The organism is Shewanella carassii, assembly GCF_019670705.1.
Classification (GTDB): Bacteria; Pseudomonadota; Gammaproteobacteria; order Enterobacterales; family Shewanellaceae; genus Shewanella; species Shewanella carassii.
This window is the reverse complement of sequence record NZ_AP024618.1, coordinates 2,229,618-2,254,527: the sequence shown is the minus strand read 5'-3', so window position 1 is coordinate 2,254,527 and position 24,910 is coordinate 2,229,618. Positions and strand designations below refer to the sequence as shown.

Sequence of the window (24,910 nt, the reverse complement as noted above, 5' to 3'; positions counted from 1 at the left end):
TGTTGCTTTGTCGAACTTTAGGCATAGTGTGGGCGCTGGAAATTCACCCCGGCGAAGATGGACAAGCAAGAAAAGGAAGGAGTTAGGTGATGGATAAGCCTGAAGTACCCGCAATCGGCATAGATTTGGGCACCACCAACAGTGCCATTGCACTTTGGCGCGATGGTAAGGTGCAGATGATCCCCAATGCCTTGGGAGAGGATTTAACCCCATCAGTCGTCAGTATTGATGAAGATATGCATTTATTGGTTGGCCGTCCGGCCGCCGAACGTTTAATAACTCATCCACGTAATACTGCCGCCATATTCAAACGTTTTTTGGGCAGTGAGAAACGCTATCGCCTCGGTGGTCAGGAGTTCAGCCCCACTGAGCTTTGCGCCATCATACTCAGTACCCTCAAGGCCGATGCTGAAGCCTATCTTGGACACGCCATTAAGCAAGTGGTGATTTCAGTGCCGGCTTACTTCAATGATCAGCAGCGCAAACAAGTGCATACGGCTGCCGAGCTGGCCGAGCTGGAAGCGGTACGCCTTATCAATGAACCCACAGCCGCCGCCATGGCTTACAGCTTACACGAGTCCCATAGCCGACGTTTCCTAGTATTTGATATAGGTGGTGGTACCTTCGATGTCACCATTGTCGAGTTCCAAGATGGCATCATAGAAGTTCGCGCTTCAGCTGGTGATAACCGTCTCGGTGGTGAGGACTTCACTCAAGATCTGCTCGATGGCGTGTTGCAAAAGCTGCAGCTGGAGCGTGAAAGCCAATCTCTCAAGTACCTCAGTCAGCTCTATTACGCCTGTGAAAATGCCAAGCGTCACAGTAATGGCCAGGGAACCCGGGTCTGTTTGAGTGGCGAGCAGGATATCAACCTCGAGTTCGACGGCCATGAGCTGGAAAAGATTTGGCAACAGACACTGAACCGGCTGCGAAAACCGCTGAGCCAGGCACTTGCCGACGCCAGATTACAACCCGAAGAGATAGATGAACTCATTCTGGTGGGTGGTGCCAGCCGTCAGCATCATGTAAAGCAGGTCGCTACCAGGTTACTGGGCCGCTTTGGCCGCCAGGAGCTGGATCCCGACCGGGTGGTGGCCATGGGCGCTGCCATTCAGGCCGCCTGTCGTTTGCGCGATGAAGCGGTAGAGGAGCTGATCCTCACCGATGTTTGTCCCTTCAGTCTGGGGATCCGGGTAGAGAGCAATGGCCAGTCCGGAGTGTTCAGTCCCATCATAGAACGTAACACTGTGGTGCCGGTATCGCTGGAGCAACGCTATTACGCCGGTCATGAAGAGCAGAGCCAGGTGTGTATCGCCATCTATCAGGGAGAGAGCCTTTGGGTTGCCAATAATCTGCACATTGACGATCTCGATATCGATATTCCAACCGGACAAGGGTTGCAGTCGGTGGATGTCAGATTCAGCTACGATATCAACGGTATGCTTGAAGTGGATGTCACCATCACCAGCACTGGAGAGGTACATCAGAAAGTGATTGATCGCAGCCCGACCGGGGTATCGGAAGACGATAGACAAGCCAGCAAGCAAAGGCTTGCCAGATTGAAAGTGCATCCCCGCGAGCAATTACCCAACCTCAACCTGACGGCAAAGTTACATCGCATGTATGAGGAATGCCTGGGAGGCGAGCGGCGTCAAATAGAGCACTGGTTGCTGAGTTTTGAACAGGCTCTGGCCTCCCAGGATGAACACTATATTCGTGATGTGCGCCAGGCGATTCAAAATGCACTGGCGCACTGGGATCAATAAACAATTTCCTCCAGGGTAATTCTTCTGGGTGCTTTAAAACTCTTCGGCCAGCCGTGACGCATTGAAGACGCGGCTTGTGTGCCTGCGGCCGCCACAAGGTGACCGAGAAGCAGTGGCAGCGCCCACCAAAAGCTGTTACCCACCAAGGCCAACCCGATGGCAAAGGAGCACCACACCCCATAGTTGCGGGCGCCTTTCGATGTTTGGCGGGTACTGCAGATCCTGAATACCATAAACAGGTTAAAGGCCAGAAACACCAAGAGTTTTCCTTTATGAGCCTCGAGTTGCTGCACTATGGACATGGGGTCGAGCAGTGAGGCTGCGCTGTCGGGATAGATGGGGAATACGAGAAAGCCGTGCAGTGCCACCAGTAGTGCCCAGACAAAAAGGCGCGTGCTGCTGTACAGATTAAAGCGTTGCGGCGCTTTATCTCGGTCGTCACTGATAACCTGGTTGAGCTTGTCTTCCAGCAGTTGGCACAATAGCTTGGCGGTGTTTTGTCTATCACCGCCAAGCTTAGGTTGCGACTTGTGAAAGTTTCCTACCAAGGTGCCATTAAATCCTATTCGTGAGATGTCATTGGCTAGCAGGGCTATGCAGTAACAGGCCGGATAGACATAGTCTTTGGCCTCTTTTTTTGCCGCACAGGCATCAATGGCTTCCGGATGGATGCCCTGGTCCCAGTCATCATTTAGCAGACCGTAGGCCAGGGTATTGTCATCGTAGTAATACTCATCGAATTTGATATTTTGCTGTTTCAGTTGCTCTTGAAGCTTCTCCAGTTGTGGCGTGGTGACATAGCGCCAGCTATTACCGGCGTTGGGATGATATCTCAGTGCCGCCCAAAGGATCAGGGTATTGTGTATATCATCATTGTTTTCAACCCTGCGATTGATCAAGGCACCGAGTGCCGTCAGTTGCTCGGCATCAATCTGTTGCCAGAGCTCTTCATCGCTTAAGCTTGATTGCGCCAAGCGCTCAACCTGGTTGCGCAGCTCTATGCAAAACACAAACTGCTTGGGCCAACGCATGACGGCTTCGGCAATCAGCGGCGAGATGTTTTGCGGTTCCGCACACATCTGCCAAGCCAAGGCAAAGGGAGTGTCCTTAAGTAGCGGCGGCAACTGCGTCAGTGAAAGTGCCTGACGCATCGCCAAGCGCTGGCTGATTTTGCTCCATGACAATGAATAGTAGAACTCTGCCCACTCCAGGGCGATATCCGGTTGATAACTTTGTTCTTTGACTTGCTCGCCGTTTTCATCGTCTGATGAATGCTCAAACGCCGACAGCAATGGCTGTCGCACCCCTTCACGCTGCCAGATCAGCATGCCAAACAGGCTGGGATCTTCTGTCAGCAGTGACAGCCATTCTTCGGCCTCGGCTCTTTGACACAAGGCCTGCAGCCAGCTATCCGGCAGTAGGGGATAGCGCTTGCCAACTTGCAACCACTCCTCGGGCGAGGGGTGGCTGAAAGCTTGGGCATCGGGCGCAGACATAGTAAACCAGTTGGGCTGGCCATAACCTGCCGCCAGCGCTTCAAATACGGCATGCTTGGGTCTATTGGCGAGGATCTCTGTCGCAATGCCGCAAAGTAACTCGCCGAGATAATGCCAACCTACTTCCACGCGATCGCAAGCCGGCAATTGAGCGAACTGTTCAATCTGTTGCCAACTGCCCAGCTGGCATGCCCAGAACAATCTCGCCAACGCGCCTTCATAACCGGGCAAGGACTTCAGCGGCAATATGGTGTGGGGCAGAGCGCCTTCGTTGAATACAGTCTTGTACAGCAGTTGCTCGATAAAATCCGTCTCTTGGGGCTCATCAAACCAGCACTCTTCGAAGGCTGCCGATATTCGCCAGTTCCAACCTTGCTGACAGGCCAATGCCTTAAACCAAAGTGCCAAACGCGGCGTATTTGGCAGATACCAGTTTTCCAGATGTTCGGCGAGTTGCTGAGGTAACTCATCCCGCTTGAGCTCATCGGCGAGTTTGAGTACTAAGGATTCTTTACCGCAAAGGCGGCTGATCTCGGCCAGCAGCACCAGCTCTTCCCCCCAGGGATCACCTTGCTGCAACACAAAGTCACACAGCTCAAGCAACTGTTCCACGGGCCAATTCAGGTTTAATGCCCTGATAGCCTTGAGTTGAACAATCGCAAGTGATGGGTGCAACACGCCGCAGACATGATTGCTTAAGAACAACATACGCAGCTGCGGGAAGTCACAGTCAAGCAATGCATTTTGCAATGGTTGGTAGTAGCTTTGAATGGCAATTTGAGTCGCATGATCCTGAGTCGCCAACCAGTTCAGCGGCACAGGGCTCGGCCGCGAAAGCCACCAATCGAAAAAAGCCGCTCTTTGTTGCTGCGCCTTATCGCCGCGTTCAAGAGCACTCCACTCCAGCGCATGCCATAAATGCTTGATGATTTGTCCGGGCAGCCAACGCCAATTGAGGATCTCCGCCTGAACCCACTGCGACAACTGGGCTTGGCAGGAAAGAGAGCTTTGGCCGACACGCTCGGCCCACTGATACCAGTGTTCATTGTCAAAGCGCAGGCGCTCATTGCCCAACATGCTCATCAGCTGCTGGAACAGACTCTCCGGGGTTTCAACCTGGGCTTTGACAGCTGTTTGCTGGGTTTCCGGCGGTTGGGCCCGGTAGTTGTAATCTTGCTGCGACTCTTGTTGTGGCAATGGTTGTGGGTTGGCTGCTGCGGGCGAGGGCGTATTCAGCTCCAGCGGTTTGGCCTGGGTTGACGGGCGGGCCGCAGCCAAGGCTTGCTCGTAAGCGCTGCGCAGTGCTCTGAAGCCTTCCGGATTATCCTCCGGGTGACAGTCGCGGAGTTGGGTGCGATAAGCCTGCTTGATCGCCGCTTCATCTTGGGTGGCGGTGATACCGAGTATTTGCCAGATATCCATGGCGATTAATCCTGTGTTTGATTGAGAAGATCGAGCAGGCTCTGCGGGGCGCTAAGTTGCGGCAATTCCATGTCCCAGTCGCATTGATGAATGGGGTTATCCTTGTCACTGATGGCGCGGCGATAGTCTAGCCGTTGTCGTCTGGCTATCCAGCCATTGAGTAATGCCTCTGCGGCCTCTTCTGTATCCGGCTCGTTGATTAAAAACATCCATATCGCACGCCCGGCAAACCAGGCTTGGGTATATTGCTCCCAAGAGTGGTAAAAATAGCGGCTCTTGGCTGCGATAAAACTGTGGAGAAAATCGAACTCTTCCTGGCTGACCCAACCCAAGCGCAATCCTTCCCGGGTGAGATAAGAGGCGCGTCCAAAATCATAGGCTCGGGTACCGCCGACCCCGAGAATGGAATAAGTCGCGGCGACATAGCGCATCTCGGCCTGCCTACGCGGGGACTGTTCAAAATCAATAAGATATCGCCAGTTCAAGCTGGAACCACAGGCATATCGAGTATAATCACTGGCCAAATAATGACCATGAGTGCCATCGTTAACCAGACTGGCAATCTGCTGATGCAGGGATAATCTGTCGGTAATGCCCCAGTCTTCTTCCAGTGTATTGGGCTCTTCGAGTCCGGCATGCAGGGAAATCGGGTTTAGATAGCCTCTGGCCTGAGTTTGGAAACTGATCTGTGGCGAGGTGAGGGTCAACCACCAGATCTGATTGAGAGGCAAGGTATTGGTGGACATTCCAGCTCCTTGGCTTTCTTCCTTAAAAATCAGCGGCTACTATAAAAGTCGCTGACTGATTACGCAATAATCACCCGGTTGAATGACGGCTTTGTTGCACAACTTGTGAACTCGATGGCATGACTTGCAAAGCTAAGCCCCGCGAACGGGGCTTTGTGGAATGATTCAAACTAACAGCTTAAGACTGAACGCTGGTTTGCAGCGCCGCAATAGGCTGTTTTTGCGGCATGGCCCAGATACTGTCAGCTGGCCCCCGGGTCGCTCGTTTAAAGGTTTTGAGCGCACCCAAGGCAAAGAGGGTGGCAAAACCGAATGCGGTGAGATCCACCGCCCAGGTGCCTGGAGTCTCCGGTGCCCAAATTCCAAGACTGGGGGGGGCCAACAACGCCAGGATGGATGTCAGCGGCATTGCCAGACAAACCAGCGCCAATAGCGCTTGCAGTGTTATCGCAGCTCTAGCCGCTCCACGCCAGAAAGCATAAGCCAGGGCGAAAAGGAAACTGGCGTAGTAACTCCATAGATAGAGATGATTGATATTCTCTACATGAGCATATCCCCATTTGCCCAGCAACATGGCCAGCGCCACGCCTAACATTGAACCCAAGCAAATTCCTACCGTAGCGGCTCCAAGGAGCCTGACTCTTCTGGGTTGCTCAGGAATAGGCTCTCCCTTACGCTGTTTACTGCGGCGCTTTTCCAGCCAGAGCAGATTACCGCTGTAAAACAGCATGGCACCACTCATACCGAGGAAAAAATAGAGCCAGCGACCGGGATAGCCGCCGTAGGAGCCAAAGTGAAGTCCAAAGAACACCGAAACCATCCGGCCCCAAACGCCTTCTTCCCCCGGAGTAAAGGTGCTGTTGCCCACCTCAAGGGTGTAGGGGTTGATATAAAGGAAGTCTCCTATGGGGCCGCGCATCAAGGCTTCTTCGTTATACATGGCCATCCGGACCATGGGCGCCGGAGTATCCATACCCATATAGGTCAAACTGAGCGCCTGATAACCGGGCGCAAAGCTTTCGGCCCGAGCAACCAGTTCAGTTACCGGGGGCAGGGTGTTCAGTGAGCGCACTTCGCCCTTGGGCGCTTCGCGGTTGAACATCGGCTTATCGCCGTAAACAAACTGCCCCAAGGCGCCGTACAATTGATCGTGAAACACAAACACCACCACAGTCACACTGATAATGATATGAAATGGCAGGGCGGTGATGCCTAGCAGGTTGTGGCTGTCGAGCCAAAAACGATTGGGGCCTTTCTTGCGCCTTAAGGCAAACAGCGTTTTCACCAGAGTTGGCAGCAGGAAAATCACCCCGGAAACCAACGCCATAAAATAGAGAATACCGGCAACCCCCATAAGATAAGCACCAAGCTGCTCGTGTCCCGTATCTCCAGGAATACCGCCGGTGCGGTGCAGCTCATCTATCAAGCGCGCTAGTTGGCTCTTGGGTTCCTTATGGGAGATGAGCTCACCTTGATTGTTTAAACTGGCATGCCAAAGCTCATCGCCAAGCCCCCATTGCCGCTCACTGCCGGAGGCGTACCAACTCAAAGGCGAATGCTTGTCACTGGCAAGATGAAGGCTGAAGCCCTTATTTAACTCAGGGTGTTGCGCTCTGGCTTCACTGAGTAGTTGGTCCATCTGTTCCAGTTTCACCTGTGGCAAAATGGTTTGCGGCGGTGATGACCAGGCGGCAATCTCTTCCTTGAACATGGTCAGGGCGCCGGCATAAAAACCGATAAACAGTAAAATCCCGGCGAGTATGCCCACCCAGGTATGAAGTGTTTGATAAATTCTGAGAATATCGCTGCGGATCTGCATTTACTTAACCCACCATAGCAGCAGCCATGCAAGCACATTGGCCGCCATTAGCCAGAAAATGGCGCGGCGGGCACTGTAGAACAAATAGCTGAAACTGAAGAATGAAAGCCAGAGTGGCGCTATCAGCCACATATTGAATTGCACCTTATCTTTGGCGTCTATGCCACCGGGCCCTACCCAGGCAAAGATGCCACTGAGTGCGACTGCCAGGGCAAAGCCCAACAAGGCGCCGGCAAGGGTTTTCCCCAGCCAGTCAGGGCGGATTTTATCTTTTTTAATGGTTGTCATTCGTTGTCTCCCTTGAGCAGGGAAATAAAGGGCAGGGAGCCCAGCAGCATGGAAAGCAGCATTAGCCAAAAAAACAACGCGGCTGAGGCCGTCAATAGTAAACCCCAGCCGAGCAGAGTGAGCAGCAGTAATAAAGTGCCCAGCAGTTTGGTCTGCCAGGGCAAAGGTTTTGCAAGCAATGCCTGATGTTTACTGCCTAAATAGATAAGCAGCGAACCCAGGGTCATCGTTAGGATCAACAGGAGGTACCACATGAGTTGCGATGTCCGAAGAATTGGTTTGATAAAGAATCGCAACATAGCACAAGAATCAAATTCATCAAATGATATTTATTCCCATTTACAATAGATGCCAAATTAAATACAAGTCACTGATATCATTGATTAACCATATTCAAATCGATGAGGAGTTTATGTGTTACTCCACATAAACCCTGAGGAAATAAAACCGGGGATGCAGCCCTTATGATCTCGGCAAGAAAGTTAAACAGCTATGTGGAGAAGGCACTTCATTTTTGATTGACGGCTGTTTTTTAAAAGATGCTGTAAGCCTTTTCTGGGAACATAGCCAAAGGAAAACCTAGTATGGAAAGCACAAGATCTCAGGAATGTCGTTCACTGTTCAAGACATTGTTGAAGTCACTGCGATTACCGGATCTATTTGACCGGCAAATGGAAACTTAACCTCTGGATGACTATGTTAAATAGAGTAAAGCGTCCGAGTTTCTGGTTGTTTCAGATCAGCCATCTAAAAGATGTAGAGACAATTGCGGTGCAGCAAGATTATCGGACAACCCATAAGCTAGGCGGGAAACCATTAGCCAACCCGCTGGGCAATCAACTAGTCTTGATGACTGTCAGTAACAACCGAGTGTAGTTACAATCAAAGCAATGCGAAAAATTAGTCTCAAAAGTTGAAGCAAAACCCGAGTCAACACAACGAGAGTGGACTTAACTCAATTCAGGACATTCTTGCCGAGCATGTTTTACATGAAACAGCTCCATGATGCGGGTGCATGGATTTGTGGGGCCAAACAGGTAAATTCACTCAGAGTCAATTTGATCCGCACTGCCAATACAGGACACGCTACTAAGCAACACTCTTTAGTTCGTAGTTTTCTGGACTGTTATAGCCCAGAGCACTGTGCCTTCTTGTTCGATTGTAATCAACCTCGATGTATTCAAACACAGCCCGACGCATTGTTTCTCGATTCATGATTGGCTCGTATTGCACCGCTTCAACCTTCAACGAGTGGAAGAAGCTTTCGGCGCAAGCATTATCCCAACAATTCCCTTTACGGCTCATGCTTATCTTCAAACCATGCGCCAAAGCTAGGTTTCGATAAGCGTGTGAGCAGTACTGGCTGCCTCTATCGCTGTGAACGATGACTCCTGTGGGCATGCCGCGACGAAACAGTGCCATACGGAGCGCATTACAGGTTAAGTCAGCTGTCATTCGGGGGCTCATCGCCCACCCTACGACAGCGCGTGAGTAAAGGTCGATGATAACGGCCAAGTACAGCCAGCCCTCGCTGGTCATTAGGTAGGTGATGTCGCCCACCCATTTTTCATTGGGCGCCGCAGCGGTAAAGTCTCTCCCAAGCAGGTTTGGCGCTACAGGAAGGCGATGGTCGCTGTTAGTCGTCACTTTGAATTTGCGGGCTGCTTTGGGCACGAGCTGTTGCCGTCTCATGCTATCAGCAATGGTTTTTACATTGGCTCTCTCGCCGTCATCTGCCAGTTCGGCCTGAATGCGTCGGGCACCATCGCGCTGTTTGCTGGCGTCAAATGCGGCCTTGATTTTCCTATCCCTGTCATCACGTTTCAGTTGTCGTTTACCAAGCTCGGAGCTGGCGTTACGCCATGCATAATACCCACTACGCGAGACCTTGAGCACAACAGTCATACGCTTTACCGAGAAGCGATGCTGGTGCTCAAGCATGAATGCAAACCGGTTCACTTTTGATTCTTCGCGAAGTAGGTAGCCGCCTTTTTTAGAATGGCGAGGTCCTCTGCTTGCTCTGCGAGCTGGCGTTTGAGTCGCGCCACTTCGGCCGTGAGCTCAGCTTCGCGCTGACTGGTGTTCGTATTCTTCTCTGCGGCATTACGCCAGTTGTAGAGTTGGGAGTCGTATATACCCAGCTCCTAGGGAATCCCCAGATAATTCCCTTTTTATTCAATTTAGTAGACACGCATGGTGTTGATTGATCTAATTGATTTCGCCAAAAAACTACCAGATCCAACACCATGCGTGATGTCCACATCTTACACGATTTACTCAAAAAGCAATGCCCACAAATACATCAAAAACGGCTTAATTCTCTGATGGTTGCTACAGAAGCGTTACTTGATGGCAATCAGTTGTCACTGACTCAGCTTGGTCGCAATATCTCTGGCGCGGTGGCGCCAAAGCACAACATCAAACGGATAGACAGGCTACTCGGCAACCCGCATCTACACTCTGATAAATTCGCTATTTATCAATGGCATGCCAAGTTACTCTGTGCAACTAATCCCATGCCGGTAATCCTCATTGATTGGTCTGATGTCCGTGAACAATTGCGGATGATGACATTGCGAGCCTCTGTCAGTGTGCAAGGGCGCGCGGTTACCCTGTATGAGCGTACTTTCAAGTTTGCCGACTACAATGCTCCACGCAGTCATAACGCCTTCTTGGCTGAGTTGGCACAGGTGCTGCCGTCCCATGTTTGTCCACTGATTGTCACCGATGCAGGTTACCGCAATACCTGGTTTCGGGAGGTGGAACGATATGGTTGGTTTTGGCTTGGCCGTGTCCGTGTGGGGATGTCGGCTTTCTCCTGGCCAATCATGCCCAATGGCAGTCGAATAAGTCGCTTTATCCCTCCGCCACGGCGAAAGCCCGGCATATTGGTTACGTAAAACTGGGACGAAAATCGCCTATGCGCTGTCATTTACATCTGTACAAGGCTGCGCCGAAACATCGAGCCGACAAGCGGTCATCCAAAGCAGGACGCAATCATACGGCACAACAAAGTTACCGTCTTGGCAGTAAAGAGCCTTGGTTACTGGCAACCAACTTGCCTACTGAGGCGTTCTCGTCAACGCAGGTGGTCAAACTTTATGCCAGACGGATGCAGATAGAAGAAACCTTTCGCGACCTCAAAAGTCCCCAATACGGCATGGGACTCAGACAAAGCCGCAGTCGTTGTCCACGCCGTTATGATGTGTTGTTGCTGATAGCTTTGTTGGCAGAAATCCTGCTTTGGTGCATCGGTCTGGCTGCCAGGCATCTGGGATGGCAGCGGAGGTTTCAAGCCAATACGATACGTGACAGAAACGTGCTATCTGTGCTCAGGCTCGGCAAAGAGGCGAGACGACGTCCGGAATACTCAATCAAAGAATCGCATTTTCGCTGGGCTTGGGGTGAATTTCTTAAACTGGTTAACACCTCTGGGAGGCCCGAATTATGAGGGGATCCTCCAGACCCAGCTCTTTAGCGGCGGCGCTTACCCCTTTGATTTTTGCTAGCTTAAGGGCTTCAGCTTTGTACTCAGATGTATAGGTTTGTCGTTTGGTCTTTGATGTCATTGTTCACCTCGTTAAACGATTTTACTCGCTTAGCGTGGTGTCCAAAACTACCGGGGCGGATCAACTGACCGAAGACCTGTTATGCAAGATCAGATCATGGAAAGCGAAAAAGGTTCCGCTTATTTAGGCAACAACGCCCCAAATACCAACTAGTACTGTTTTTTCCGAAAAACCTTTTAACTAGCACTGTTTTTTCCGGTAAACATAGCAAAAAATCTAAAAAACTAGTCAAAAACACTTTAAACCGTTCAAAATCATCAATTAAATAGAATAATTGTGTGTTCTTCGGAAAAAAGTATCTTTAACGCTAACTATGACTGATTTTTCCGGTACATTTGTTATATTTGATATTTCAATGATGAAAACAGCTGTTTTATATCGCACTAATTTGTTGACACGAAATTTTTAAGTATGTGAAACCAACGACTGGAACAAGGCGAAGACTGAAGTTGTTGATGAATAGATGGTTTGTAATACGTTTGCATGTGCGTTTCTTCAGCAAGCTCAAACACTTGTTGAACACTTGGGCGAAAAACGCTGAGTTAAATAGGTCACAATAAAAGGATAACTGTGCCCGGTCTTTCTGAACAAAAAAACTGTACTTCTTTAGCGACATTGAGTCGTGCTGAGTGGAAACAGCGGCTGCAAAAGCACTATCTTTCCGTTGATGGCCCCTATGGACAACAGCCTTTGGAATGGCTAAACGCAACTGCTGAAGATTTAGCTGTAGCTGTTGGTTATCCTGACACTCCCCAAGAACAAGTACTCGAGGCATTTATGAAACTTTTCAGCAGAAAGGGGGTTCGTAGTGTGCTTGGGAATAAGGTTTTTAAGCATCAGGGACTATTTGCTTATAATAACTTCCATTATTTAGTTTTAAGTTGCTTTGTTACTTCCACTCCGATTGGTGCCGGTGATAATAAAGACTTTCGAGATCGGCTAGGTGAGTTATTCGATGATGGTGACGGCAGGGAACAGGGAGTTTCTGGTGTCAATTCTTTATGGGAAGCGCTTGCCGAGTGGGTTAATAAGTCCTCCTCTTGGAGATCTATTGTCCTGCCAGACCCTGGTAGTTATAAAAATATAGGTATTGCCCTCAAGCTGGCCTATCCATCCTGGGAAGATTTAGCTGTGCTTAAGAAAATACTTAAGAAAGCGCAGGTTAAAGACATGCAGAGTCGTTATGTTCTTTTGCAGCATATTCGTAGCTGTCAGTACGAACTGCCTGCATTGGCGCGCCAGAGAATAGGCAAACATATTAATGAACTGGAAGATCGATTCCGTATCGGAAGGCCGATAGAAAATCATGCGTTCTGGCGGATAGTTGAACGAGTGCTCGATGACATTGCAAACGAAGAAGTTTTCAACCAATCCCAGTTACTTTGGCGGATTTCGGTAGATTTTTATGGGGCGGGTGAAAATGGTATAGATGTTCTGGTTGCACGAGGAAACAAGAGGGAAGAACTAAGTCAGCCTTGTTGGGAAGGGAGTTTCAGGCAGCTATTAAGCTCATTAAATGATCCTAAGATACCTATTCAGCTTCAGCAGATAATGGCGACGGGCACGGTTCTGCTATTTGAAGGGCATGATGGCTTATGGACTCAGGATGATCGGGCTGTTGATAATGTATCCACCATTATATTGACTAATGTAAAATCCTATATTTACTCATTTAGAAAACCACTGGAGTTAGAACGTGGCTGGTTTGTATCTGAGAAAATGGATATTGATCAAGCTAAGCAAATTACGTTTGGGGAGGGGATTGCCTGTGATCCAAAGGTAGTAACTCGGGAGCTTTCAATTGAGGGGGGAATCAAAGATCGCATGGGACGGTGGTTGGGCATTCCAGGTTATTTCCCGTATATCAATTTGCCTGAATCTACGGATATTGAATCATCACCAGAGTTGAATCTTCAAATACAGAATCATGCCGCATTGATTGGTGCTAACAACGCACTGGATGGTCAGTGGAATATTCAGATAAATGGAGAACAATTCTACAGGTCGCTGGATTTGTCGTTCACGAGTAAGGCTGCTCGAAATGAGAAATGGCCCAGCCGTCCAGAAAATGGTTTTGTTGACGCACAAGAAGTGCAGTTCGAGGAAGGTGAGTTAATCTTTAATGGCATAGTACCTGTACATACAGCGTTTTGCTCTTCACGGTTGCTTGATGTTTTAGAAGCCATCTATGCCAGAGCAGGTGCCACCCGTTCTGAACGTGACATTTTAAGCTTTTTAAAGCCCGTTTTGCCTGGAAAACTGAATCCTTGGGAACTGTTGCGCTCATTAGAAGAAGCGGGATGGTTGAAGCAAGATGTCAGCAAAAAATGGCGCGGAAGACGTTGGCGAGTTTTACCGCCTCGCATAGTTAAAACGGGTCATGGTACAGCAATCATTGAGGGGGCAACTAGCTTTCTTGAACGAGAGCTTCTTGAAGTGGAAGCCAAAGTACACGGTGTCAATTATTTCTTTAATGCAGAACACCCTTGGTCTGTGCCTGTAATAGGTATTGAAGGAGAAAACCTTCAAAGCTTAGCCGATGATTTAAATTGGCCTCTGATTCATGCACGAGAACCCTTATTAGAGCCTGCTCCTAGTTGCTGGTTTACCGATAGTCGAACACATCAAGGTCGAAAGTTAGAAAGTGTTTGGTGCCCCGATACCAAAAGTTTTAAAAAGTCAGAGTTTCGTTCTGAAACAGAGCAACTACAGCTGTATCGGTATGTTCGAGATGACAGCCAGGATTTTTTCTGCATCACGAATGACGAGAAGTTGGTGTTCGGCTATTCTGAGCGCTTAGCTGCTCTCTTAGAGTATTCACGTCAAACGTGTACTTCATTGTTTGCGAGTCGAGAAGACTCACTTATTCGTCAGGCTAAATCTGGTTATTTACCACTGTGCATCTCGAAATGGCTTCGACGAGTAACGGCTCAGCAATCTGGCCCTCGACAGGATGATTCAGGGTTTTGCTATGGCTATGGTGTAACAAGTGCTCAGTTGACCGAGTTAAAAAGAATTTTTGGTCAAGCTATTGGTGATAACGGCTCGGCAAGAAAACAAAATATTATTCAGATAATGGCACAAGATCGACAAAGAGGTCAGCGCAGTCATTGGCCAATCAACAAGGAGTTATAATAAGTGTTAGACGAAGTGTATTTGGGTTTTAGCGATTATGACTATTCATCTGGGCATGGAACACGCATTAAAGCTGCAGCAAAAGAGAATAATGGCTATTGGGTATTTGCAAATAACTTCGAAGATAACCTGCCTCCAAAGGGGAAAGCATTTGCAATTGCTTCTGGACTAAGTTGGCTTAAAAAAGACCAACTGGTTGCTTTCAAAGTACAGCCAATTTCACAGGATGTACGCGATGGTTATGATCAGTTCGTCGTAGACCCAGGTGCTAAGCCAGTGCGGAGTATCCTAGATTTTCGTAAAGGTGGAGTGGAGTATGCACGCTATCAGTGTCTTGAGGTTGGTTTTTCAATTGATGCCATTGAGTCGGAAGAAGTCATTATTGCAATATCAAATGAGCAATGCATTGTCGTTTATTTCACTTTAGATCTAACAACTAATCGTTATGTTTCACCAAGTGGAACGGTTACGGTTTGTTCACTTAACCCCGCCATTTTCGAGGGTGACCGAATCAAAGATCGACTCTTCGAGGTGCCTGGTAAGACAGTCGGCGAACCACTCTATGATTTGCCCTGGAAATTTGATCAAGATTTATTAAGCGATTTGCTAGATGCTCTTCGTAAGAGCGATAGCAACGGGCTTAGTAAGAATAAACGAGATGAGTTAGTAAGTGTTTTTACCCGAGCTAAGAACTTAGCCGATGAGCATACAGATATGGCGCATCTAGCTGCTTGGCTTCCTTCATTTTCTAATCGCTTAGATACCTATGTCGATGCTCCCACTCGAATTGCTGACACTCTAATACAAATTGAGCCGGTAAAACAAAAGCTTGAAGAGGCTCGTTGCAAAGTCGAAAACAGCTTACGCGAAGAGCTTGAGCTACACGTTCGCTCACAGCTTGAAGACTGTTATCAAGAACTTAAGCAAGAGATAGAAGCGGCTCGTAATGAATTACAAGCATTATCTGAAGAGCTGGCAGTAAAACAAAATGAAAAAAATGGTATTGAAGCTACTTTTGCTGGCTTGAGAGACGAGCTAATAAGTCAAATTCAGCGCCTAAATCCGGTACTTGGTTTAGAAAATGGCTTGGTTGATAAAGACTTTGAGCAACTATTGAACAGCCTTCGTTCAATATTGGGAGATCATGCCAAACATCTGTCGCCTCGTTATGCACAGATTCCTCCCTGGTCACTGGCGCAATTCGCCAGTTCCAGTGAGCAGATAACCTTCTCTCAATTGCCTGATCGCCTCAATAAAGTCGCCCGTGAGGCTGGAATTTTATCTGAGTCCATGAGTCTGTTTGATGTGGGTGCTCGTTCGGGGGGCCTTGTAATTGTGCCTCAAACACAAGCAGAAGTAATGGTTCCTGCGTATGCTCGTGCGGTTAGTCGCGGAGATTTTGTTCGTGTTGCCCTTGGCCCTAGTGTGTTGCATCTAGATGATCTTTGGGCGCACCCTGCTAAAGATCAACCAACTGGGTTTGCATATGCTTGGCTAGAAGCAGAAAGTAATCCTGATCAAGTTCAGTTGGTCTGGTTGGATGGCCTACACCGAAGTCCAATGGACTTATGGTTGCCAAGTTTGATTGGAGTGTTGCATAGCGAGAAAAGGCCTTCAAATCTTCTAGTGGTAGCCAGTATCGAACATAACCAATGGGATGCCGATCGCGTATGGAGGGAGTTACCAAAATCATCTTTCCCTATTGTGCCTAAAACCCAGTCATGTGGTTTGAAGCAATTCTCAAATCCTGATCAGAAGCAAATCACCTCAATTTGCTGGAATTCGGGAGCTGATATCATGGTGGATAAAGATGATTTAGACGAGGTGATTGAACTTTGTGATCAAAATGACTATTTCGCACTCAGAACTAAGACCGCTTTATATCGCGCGCTAGCTATGGTCAATAGTTCTAATACTCCAGTCAGCGAACAGTTAGATAAAACTGTAAACCTTCGAGAACAAGGGCTGAAGTGGTTAAAGGGCATTATCGAATAAACTTTCAAGGAAGCTGTCATGCTAGATCCTATTGGTGCATATCAAGAAATTCACAAATTGTATCTGTCTTACTTGGATACTGCTTATCGTATTCGGCGAGAAGAGCTATCGAATGACCGCAGAAGATTGTTGAGCGAACCTGGTACTTTAATGCCTGAGCCATTTTTAGAGCCAATTTTACGCTATCAGCCATCACAAAGTACGCTAGAGTCATTTTTGGATGACGAAGCCGAAGCAAACCCATTCAAAAGGTTTAACAGGGAACAACGAATAGCTATTTTAGAAATGATCTATTCAGGGCTTTTTCCAGGTAAGGATGGGACTGGTGAGTTAAAACGAGTCAATGCTTTTAAACCGTATAAGCATCAAGTAGACATGCTTTGGCGTGGATTGAAGCCTGGACGACCTGGTATCGTTACCTCTGGTACTGGTTCGGGTAAAACTGAGTCTTTTCTATTACCCGTGCTTTCAGAACTGGTTGCTGAAGCGACTCGTTGGCCAGTGCCGAAATCTGATTATCTTAGAAATCAGTGGTGGAGTGAGGGGAGTCAGTTCTCTTTGCATCGAGAGGGAGAAAGTCCTGATAGACCAAAAGCTGTCAGGGCACTTTTGCTCTATCCTATGAATGCTCTGGTTGAAGACCAGATGGTTCGTCTCAGGAAAATGCTGGACTCTAGTGAAGCTTGCGAAGTGTTGGATACAAGAGCTAATGGCAACAGGATATTTTTTGGCCGTTATACAGGCGCTAGTCCTGTTGCAGGTTATCGTGAGCATCCAAGATCAAAGGATTCCAAGAAAGAAAAGCAGCGACAGTCGCGAGTGAAAAAGGCTTTGCAAGATGCAGCCAAACACTTCAAAGCGGCATTTAATGCTGACCAAAGTGCCGAAGAATTTAATAGAACAGTTAAAGAACCAGATCAGAAAAAAAATGATTCGACGAGATTTCTATTTCCTTCGCCAGATGGTGCAGAGCTTATTTCTCGCTGGGATATGCAGGAAACACCACCGGATCTGTTAGTCACTAACGTTTCTATGCTGAATGCAATGTTGTCGAGGGAAGTAGAGGCGCCCATCTTTGATCAGACAAGGACATGGCTGGAAACAGATCCTGATGCGTATTTCTTCTTGGTGCTGGATGAGCTGCATTTAATTCGAGGTTCTGCTGGAACGGAAATGGCTGGCTTGCTGCGCCTGCTTATCAATCGCTTGGGGTTGGATCGATCAGCATTTAGACACAAATTACGTATTTTGGCTTCGAGTGCTTCTTTACCGCTTGAGGGAGATATGCGGGAGCAAAGCCTCGAGTATCTCTACGATTTCTTTGGTGATGCGGGTACGCATTCTGGCCCTCTTGAATCAGGTGCTGAGAGTCCTGATGACTGGGAAGAGGCGGTGCTAACGGGACATCCTTTATTACCTCAGCCAAAGCATCAAGATATCTTGAGTCCAGAGCCTTTTGTAAAGCTGCTCAGTTACCTTTCATCGTCAAATAATGAGTTTATCGGGCAACTTCATGTAGAGTTGGATGACGATCCAAAACTTTTACAGCTAATTGCTGAATGTGGGCAGTCATTAGGGGCGGAAATATTATCATCTGAAGAAGTGATAAAAGAGGCCGCAACACGGTTAATGCTCGCTTGTAAAGGTGAGGATGGAATCAAAGCGCGACCACTATCTGTAATTGCTCAAGCTATTTTCGGGTCGAGCCATCAGCAAGAAGCCTTGCGAGGGTTGACGCTACTGAGAGCGTTGGGTGATAAACTAAAAAATATTGATGCGACTAGTTTTAGGCAACATCTTTTCTTACGCAGTCTAGAAGGGCTTTACGCAAGTGCCCAGTTAATTGATGGTCAATTGACATATCATGGCCTCAATGTGGAGAAGGGTAGTAGTCATATTAAGGTTGGCGAAGAGTCCCTACGACTTTTCGAACTTTTCCACTGTGAAAGCTGTCATGAAGAATTTATTGGTGGCCGTAGAGGTAAATTAAGCCAAGGAGGTCCTAAAGAAGACTATGAGATTTTGCCTAATACTCCTGAACTAGAGCGCTTACCGGAAGCCGGTGCTGAAGTAGCAATTGAGCAATTGAGTCATGATGACTTTTTACTATTTTGGCCAGCACAGAATGATGCTCAAAAGGGGGATGATGAGAAGGAAATTTGGAAACTGGCGTTCCTAGACACTCGCAATGGTCAGGTAAAGCAAGAAGCTTCAAACGTATCAGATAGCCCTTTTATATTGTCTGGCCGCCTTTTTCTAAAGCACGGGTCTCAGCTTGCACTTAAAAGCCCTAAAACAGCAGCACCGCATGTTTGTCCTGCATGCGGCACTGATTACTCACGACGAAGTGAAGAGTATCGAAGATCTCCTATTCGTAGCTTTAAAACCGGTTTTGACAAGACTTCTCAATTATTAGCAACTGAGGTTATGGAAATACTAAAACGCTCAGGAACAGCGACAAAACTCATTTCCTTTTCCGATAGTCGGCAGGATGCAGCAAAAACCGCTCTGAATATTGAGCGTAATCACCACATTGATACACGTAGAAAACTCCTAATTGAAGCGCTTCAGCAAATAGAAATGCCGAAGGAGTCGGTAGCCGAATTAAGAAAAATGCGAGAAGAGGCTGAAGATGCGGGGGATGATGATCTTTTTGATGAGTTGTCGAAGAAAATCAAGGAGATTAAAAATTCTGGGGATGTTAACAGAGTTGCACTTACTCATGTGCTCGAGGTTGACAATCAAGCACGTAAAACAAAATCTTTGCTGGGAAGTATGGCCAGTTTAGGTATGCATCCTACAGATGATTCTGGAGTATCTAAGATTTTTGGTGCTGATGGGGCTGATCGAAAAGTTAAGTATGATTGGACCGACTTATTCAAGATCGAACAAGATAACGTCTATTGGAATGAAGATATACCAGCGAATGATACTCTTGCAGCTCGCGGACATATCTCAACCGAGCAGTTCTCGTTACTAGATGACGTACTTTTTGCAAGAAACTACTTCTCATTGGAAGAAACTGGTTTGGGCTACCCATGCTTAACTAATAAACGAGATAAAAGCTCGGATCTTGCAGATGCATTCCTACGTGTGCTGTCAGATAACTATCGAGTTGAAGCGAATAAGTGGTTTACAAAAGATAGCAAGGAATGGGCTGTTTACTCAGATATTAGTAGCAAAAGAGTAAAAGCATTTATTAATAAAGCTGGACTTACTGAAGACAAGGTAAATGAACTACTAAAACTGTTTTCAGAATATGGTCACACTAATGGTGTGATTCGAATAGAGAAGTTGCATATTTGCCTTGCCAAAGAAAGCGATCCTGTATATGAATGCACGACTTGTGGCCGTGTGCATTTACATTTAGGCGCAGGTATTTGCACGCGTTGTCATGCTCCGCTTCCGGTTAAAAGTAATGGCGTAACAAAAAATCTTCGTGACCGAAACTATATTTCACGACGCTTAACACGAGCATCCAATGAGGATAATAGCTTCCGATTGAGGTGTGAGGAGTTGACTGGCCAAACAGATGATCCGGCAGAACGTTTACGCCGTTTTAATGGTATCTTTATTGATAACACCAATGAACTTAAGAAACTGTCGGAAGAAATTGATTTGTTGTCGGTGACAACCACTATGGAAGTAGGGATTGATATCGGCTCTCTGCAAGCCGTTTATCAGGCGAACATGCCCCCACAGCGATTTAACTACCAGCAGCGTGTCGGCCGTGCCGGTCGACGAGGGCAAGCCTTCTCATTAGCGATGACTTTGTGTCGTGGAAGAAGTCATGATCAGCACTATTTTCATCACCCTGAAGAGATAACTGGTGATGCTCCACCACCGCCTTTTCTAACACAAGATCATATCGACATTAGTCTTCGATTGCTGCGAAAAGCTTGGCTAACGCGGGCCTTTCAGATTTTACGTGATGAAGATGGAGCTAGGTATCCTGGGGATGTGGTTGCGCCGGATATTCACGGTGAATTTATACCTGCTGCACTTTTTTACGATGATTCGACTAGCTGGTCTGCTCGACTTTTGCGAGCGGCAAACCAAACTATTAACTTTGCTAAAGACGTTGCGAAAAGTTTGGGTCAAGGGAAGCCTGAAATATTGGATAGTTTGATTGGGTATACTGAATCGACCACAAAACTTCTTGAGGAAATAAAACATTTCAAATCAGAGGGGAAAAACAGGGATTTGGGTCTTGGGCAATTCTTAGCGGAATGCGCCTTGCTACCCATGTTTGGTATGCCGACACGTGTTCGCCCACTATATCTAGGGATGAAATCTAAAAATGGCAAAGACCCTGAATGGGATGCAGTTGATCGTGATTTAGACATAGCAATCTATGAGTTTTCACCAGGGCAGATATTAGTTCGAGATAAGCGTTTGCATAAGAGTATTGGAGTAACCAGTTCTTTAGGTTTTATCCAGCCTTCAAGAGAGGGTAACAAGCTTATACCTGAGCCAGTATCCCAGTGGTGGACTGATACAGAGATGTTGGCTGACTGCCCTCATTGTGGAGCTTTACAAAGTAAATTTATAGACAACGTGGCTGCTGACCAAGTTTGTTCTGACTGTGGCGAATCTATACCTGTATCTATGTTCGAGCAGTACCACTCACCAGCGGCATTTAGAACAGATTTTTATCCACAAGTTTCCGATGGAACAGAGCCACAAAAGCCTGCATTAAGAAGAGAAACCAGCTCAATCATATCTCCGATGGTCAATCATCAGGTTGAACGAACTAATGTTATGATTGCAAGTGGTAGTGATGCCCTCGTTATCAGAAGAAATAGAGGACCGATTGATACTACATTCGAGCATCAGCCTTTTACATTAGTTCGAAAAACACAAACTAATGTTTATTCTGCTGATGTCAAACTAAGTCAATTATCTAATCAAACTATAGATACAGAACTAGTCTATGGTAATAATTGGCAATCCCCTCCAGAAGGCTCTGAACCAGAGCAAGTGCGCTTCTATTCAAAAAAGAAAACAGATGCAATCAGTTTGGGAATGATAAGCATAGCTCCTGGATTAGATCTTCATAAAGTAGGTACGCGAGAACGAGAGCATACAAAAATACGTTCCGCAGCTCTCAGTGCAACACACATGCTTGTTCAGCGAGCTGCATTGGCGATGGATATTGCGCCAGAAGAGTTTGAAGTGCTTGAGCCTAGATTACGGGAAGGTCACCCATACCTGCAAATTGCTGATACTTTGGTTAACGGCGCAGGTTTTAGTAAGCGACTCGCTGCTAACTATCTCAAAGAGCCGTTAGCTGTAGAGTTAATACGATCAATGTTGAATGATCCAAAAGACCAAATGTCGAGAGTTTTTTTTGAGCAGCAACATCGTGATCAATGTGCGCTTTCGTGTTATCGCTGTATTCAACGTTTTGGCAACAAAAACTATCATGGTCTTCTTGATTGGCGTCTCGGACTAAGCTTTATACGTTGCCTGTTAGAGCCTGAACATCGCGTAGGGTTAGACGGTGATTTTGAAACTTATCGAGAATTAAGTGATTGGCCCAAATTAGCAATGGAAGCAGCCCTATCGATTCAAAAGTTGAATCCCAGCACAAGGAAAGTGATTCAGATGGGAGTGCTTAACTTGCCAGTGGTTACAGATGAAAAAGAAGCTTATATGGTCGTCCACCCATTTTGGGATGTATTAAATTCGCCCTCTGAAGTGATAAATGAGTCTCTTGTCGAGCTAAGAAGGCAGTTTGATAAGGTATATTGTATCGATACTTTTGAGGCAAACAGAAGATTGATGAACACTCTCGATAGACTTCGAAAAGCCTAGTCGCATTCTCGATATCCGGTGGATTTCTATCGACCTTGGTTGTGATCCTGGCATCACAACCAAGGTAGCTAACGGTTGATAACAACAAAAAACTAGCTAGGATTGATATCGGCAAGTATCTGAGTGATACTGAGGACATAGTAATTGGCGGTAGGAACATCCCCACGAAAAAAACTAAATTCCTTGTATTGTAGTGGCATAGTGAATTTGGCCATCTAAATAGACGAAGTGATAGACTCACTTCTCGCAAATGGGTGGCAGATATGAAGAACACAAGACCGACATTCAGCGCTGAGTTTAAGCTAGAGGCTGCTCAGCTAGTAACAAAGCAAGGCTACAGCGTGGCAGAGGCTGCAACCGCAATGGGAGTAAGCAATCAGCCATGCGAAAGTGGGTAAAACAGCTCCAACAGGAACTACAAAGCGATTCCCCCAAAGGCTCACCACTTACGCCTGAGCAACAGCGGATCCGTGAGTTAGAAAAGAAACTTCGCCGCATCGAAGAAGAGAACATTATTTTGAAAAAGGCTACGGCTCTCTTGATGTCAGACTCACTGAACAGTTCTCGCTAGTCGAGAAACTCAGGCAGAGCCATAGTGTAAAACTTATTTGTTCAGTATTTGGTATTCATCGCAGCAGCTATAAGTATTGGCGAGGTAGACCCAGCATTATTAGCTCAGAGCAGGTGAAACTGCATAGCTTGGTGCGAGGGGCCCATAAAGCCAGCAACGGCTCTGCAGGTGCAAGAACCATCGCCAATATGGTGACAACCGCGGGTATACCATTGACGCGTTATCGCGCGACAGGGTTGATGAGAAAACTCGGATTAGTGAGCTGCCAGATACCTCAACACCGCTACAAAAAGGCGGATGCAGCTCTGGCGTTATCAGATAAAGCAAAGCATGAGCAGACGAGGGAACTGCTGGGACAATAGCCCGATGGAGCGTTTCTTCTTACAACTCGTAGATTTGTGCCTAGTGTACGAAGATTTCGCTGAGTCAAATGACGACGGATCACATGTAAGGTATTGATGTAGTGTAGGCAAGAAGGCACACATGTACTAAATAACACTCACTTTTTATTTAACATAATATACATTGTACGCATTTTTATGTGCGGCTATTTGAAATCTGCAGAGTAATCATCGGTACTCCTCTAGGTTTAAGGCGATTTCCTCCCTAAGCCACCTTAAACCTCCAAGCATTAACTCTCAATTCCTTGCAGTCTATCCAATGGCTTGGCCGATGCACTCTGGTGCCTTTCTTCCTGGCTGGTGTGCAGATACTGCGACGTGGTGTCTATGCTTTCATGACCGGCGTCAGCTTGTACATGGGATAAAGGTCGGCCATTGAGATTGATGTCATGGGTGATCCCGGTGTGGCGGATGCTGTGCGCAGTGAGCTGTCGCATTTCATTGGCTTCACGGATAAAACCATCCTTCTCGGCATCATCGGCGGCGCAGTTGATCAAAAACTGAATTTCATCCCGCAATTGACGTATGCCGAGGTTGGCATTGAGCTCGCCACTTTCCCGACCACGGCCGGCGGCTCGATGCCGTATAAACAGCGGCGTGGTTTCATTGGCTTCGGGATAATCGCTCAGCCCCAAATGGCGCCGGTAACTTTGCAGTGATTGCAGCAACGCCTTGGATACCGCCACGTTTCTGGCCTTGCCGCCTTTACTCCTGGGAATATGAAAATACCAGATACCGCTGTGATTATGGCGCCTGAATTGACTCATGGTTGGCGCATAACCGGCACGAGCGGCAATTTCCGAGATCCGCAGATAACAGCCGTACATCAGGTTAATCAAGAACAGACTGCGTTGGTGTTGTGCTGGCTCGGCTTTAGCCAGGCGCTGTACGCAAGCCACAAGATAAGACCATTGCAACTCACTGAACACCTTGAGTTGCTCTTCGGCAGGATCTAACCTGAACTTACTCTTATTAGCAAAGCGGCTGTGATTGAGCCAAAGCTGCGCCGGGTTGCGCTCACAATATTCTTCGCTCATAAGATAAGTATAAAATGATGAAAGTATTGCAATTTTCGTCTTCAAGGCATTATCGCTCAGGCTGTATGGCAAAGGTTTTCCAAGCGCCTTGCGCCCAATAAACGGTCGCCAGCTGGGATTGGGTTCCCGGCTCTGACTGAGCTTATCCGTCTTGAATTGTGGGACGTTGAAATAACCGACCAAATCAGTCGGCGGCGCCTGGCAATAAGCCACGTAACGTCCCATTTCCCGCCTGCCTACCTTGGCTGCAGATATGCCTGCAACATCGAAACACCAGTGAAAAAAGGTCGTCAGTTCACTCCGATAAGCCTTGTAGTTGTTTTCACTGTCTCTTTGTTCGTAAAGCCAATCGGTGGCATGTTCAAGCAAGAGACCCGCATCGGCCACTTTACCCAGGCTTAATTGGGTAATATAGCTGTTGACCACAGGATTGCCCTGCAAAAGCAAGTCTGCACTGTCAAACAGCGGCATAGCTCTTAACGGCTGATTTTTTTCCAAGATGAAACCTATTCTATAGCAATGATTATTATAGATTTTACCCTTTTTTGACTGGTGCCGATAATGTTATTTATCGGCACCAATCCCAGTCTCACATTGGCTGCATTGACGATCGCAATGCACCTTTTGTTTACAACACCAAAGGCACAACTGCCAAACTTGTTTTTTGGACTGGCTATCGAGACAACGAAAATCCGCCGCACATAATTCGCCCTTGTGGATCAATTCAGCCAGTTTACCTATAGGTATCGCCATGCAGACTTCCTGCTCGGTTTTATACGATATTGTTTTGCTTTTGGTTTCCATTCTGCCGCCCTTTTAATGAGAATGATTATCAATATAGTAGATCC

The 24,910-nt window shown here is 47.3% G+C and carries 11 protein-coding genes and 3 pseudogenes; 6 read left to right on the top strand and 8 right to left on the bottom strand.

Annotation, left to right across the window (positions count from 1 at the left end; translation table 11 throughout):
- The first annotated feature begins 89 nt into the window (after positions 1-89).
- The gene (locus tag K5621_RS10235) at positions 90-1,766 is read left to right on the top strand and encodes an Hsp70 family protein (RefSeq protein ID WP_100143687.1); all 1,677 of its coding nucleotides are present in this window, start codon (positions 90-92) and stop codon (positions 1,764-1,766) included.
- Here the strand turns inward: K5621_RS10235 and K5621_RS10230 are convergent.
- The 6 genes and pseudogenes from K5621_RS10230 to K5621_RS10205 all read right to left on the bottom strand — a co-directional run.
- Positions 1,760-4,684 (bottom strand): J domain-containing protein, encoded by a 2,925-nt coding sequence (locus K5621_RS10230; protein WP_221049181.1) that lies wholly within the window; start codon positions 4,682-4,684, stop codon positions 1,760-1,762. The two genes, K5621_RS10235 and K5621_RS10230, sit on opposite strands and share 7 nt — an antisense overlap.
- A 5-nt stretch (positions 4,685-4,689) precedes the next feature.
- A complete protein-coding gene (locus K5621_RS10225) occupies positions 4,690-5,430 on the bottom strand; it encodes a DUF1266 domain-containing protein (protein WP_100143685.1) in 741 nt (246 codons plus the stop codon).
- Between the two features lie 178 nt (positions 5,431-5,608).
- Positions 5,609-7,249 (bottom strand): PepSY-associated TM helix domain-containing protein, encoded by a 1,641-nt coding sequence (locus K5621_RS10220; protein ID WP_221049180.1) that lies wholly within the window; start codon positions 7,247-7,249, stop codon positions 5,609-5,611.
- Positions 7,250-7,537, bottom strand: coding sequence for a hypothetical protein (locus tag K5621_RS10215; protein WP_028779881.1), 288 nt, complete (start codon positions 7,535-7,537; stop codon positions 7,250-7,252). It lies immediately after the preceding gene.
- On the bottom strand, positions 7,534-7,791 hold the full coding sequence (locus K5621_RS10210) for a hypothetical protein (RefSeq protein WP_221049179.1): 258 nt from the start codon (positions 7,789-7,791) through the stop codon (positions 7,534-7,536). Before K5621_RS10210 ends, K5621_RS10215 begins: the two co-directional genes overlap by 4 nt.
- Positions 7,792-8,626: 835 nt before the next feature.
- A pseudogene (locus K5621_RS10205) lies at positions 8,627-9,681 on the bottom strand (IS3 family transposase); the annotation flags it as partial.
- A 102-nt stretch (positions 9,682-9,783) separates the two neighbouring features.
- On the opposite strand from K5621_RS10205, the pseudogene K5621_RS10200 reads away from it, so the two are divergent.
- The 5 genes and pseudogenes from K5621_RS10200 to K5621_RS10180 all read left to right on the top strand — a co-directional run.
- A pseudogene (locus K5621_RS10200) lies at positions 9,784-10,988 on the top strand (IS4 family transposase).
- 688 nt (positions 10,989-11,676) lie between these two features.
- Positions 11,677-14,241, top strand: coding sequence for a hypothetical protein (locus K5621_RS10195; protein WP_221049178.1), 2,565 nt, complete (start codon positions 11,677-11,679; stop codon positions 14,239-14,241).
- A 3-nt stretch (positions 14,242-14,244) separates the two neighbouring features.
- On the top strand, positions 14,245-16,236 hold the full coding sequence (locus K5621_RS10190; protein ID WP_221049177.1) for an AAA family ATPase: 1,992 nt from the start codon (positions 14,245-14,247) through the stop codon (positions 16,234-16,236).
- Between the two features lie 18 nt (positions 16,237-16,254).
- A complete protein-coding gene (locus K5621_RS10185) occupies positions 16,255-22,053 on the top strand; it encodes a DEAD/DEAH box helicase (protein WP_221049176.1) in 5,799 nt (1,932 codons plus the stop codon).
- Positions 22,054-22,316: 263 nt separating this feature from the next.
- Positions 22,317-23,014: pseudogene (locus tag K5621_RS10180) on the top strand (transposase); the annotation flags it as partial.
- Between the two features lie 241 nt (positions 23,015-23,255).
- Here K5621_RS10180 and K5621_RS10175 read toward each other — a convergent pair.
- The gene (locus K5621_RS10175) at positions 23,256-24,533 is read right to left on the bottom strand and encodes a tyrosine-type recombinase/integrase (protein ID WP_221051166.1); all 1,278 of its coding nucleotides are present in this window, start codon (positions 24,531-24,533) and stop codon (positions 23,256-23,258) included.
- Between the two features lie 93 nt (positions 24,534-24,626).
- The gene (locus K5621_RS10170; RefSeq protein WP_100143663.1) at positions 24,627-24,866 is read right to left on the bottom strand and encodes a hypothetical protein; all 240 of its coding nucleotides are present in this window, start codon (positions 24,864-24,866) and stop codon (positions 24,627-24,629) included.
- Between the last annotated feature and the right edge of the window lie 44 nt (positions 24,867-24,910).

Coding starts and splice junctions, on each gene's coding strand:
- K5621_RS10230 (WP_221049181.1), bottom strand. CDS start 4,684: ATGGATATCTGGCAAATACTCGGTATCACCGCCACCCAAGATGAAGCG.
- K5621_RS10185 (WP_221049176.1), top strand. CDS start 16,255: ATGCTAGATCCTATTGGTGCATATCAAGAAATTCACAAATTGTATCTG.
- K5621_RS10210 (WP_221049179.1), bottom strand. CDS start 7,791: ATGTGGTACCTCCTGTTGATCCTAACGATGACCCTGGGTTCGCTGCTT.
- K5621_RS10235 (WP_100143687.1), top strand. CDS start 90: ATGGATAAGCCTGAAGTACCCGCAATCGGCATAGATTTGGGCACCACC.
- K5621_RS10170 (WP_100143663.1), bottom strand. CDS start 24,866: ATGGAAACCAAAAGCAAAACAATATCGTATAAAACCGAGCAGGAAGTC.
- K5621_RS10215 (WP_028779881.1), bottom strand. CDS start 7,537: ATGACAACCATTAAAAAAGATAAAATCCGCCCTGACTGGCTGGGGAAA.
- K5621_RS10225 (WP_100143685.1), bottom strand. CDS start 5,430: ATGTCCACCAATACCTTGCCTCTCAATCAGATCTGGTGGTTGACCCTC.
- K5621_RS10175 (WP_221051166.1), bottom strand. CDS start 24,533: ATGCCGCTGTTTGACAGTGCAGACTTGCTTTTGCAGGGCAATCCTGTG.
- K5621_RS10220 (WP_221049180.1), bottom strand. CDS start 7,249: ATGCAGATCCGCAGCGATATTCTCAGAATTTATCAAACACTTCATACC.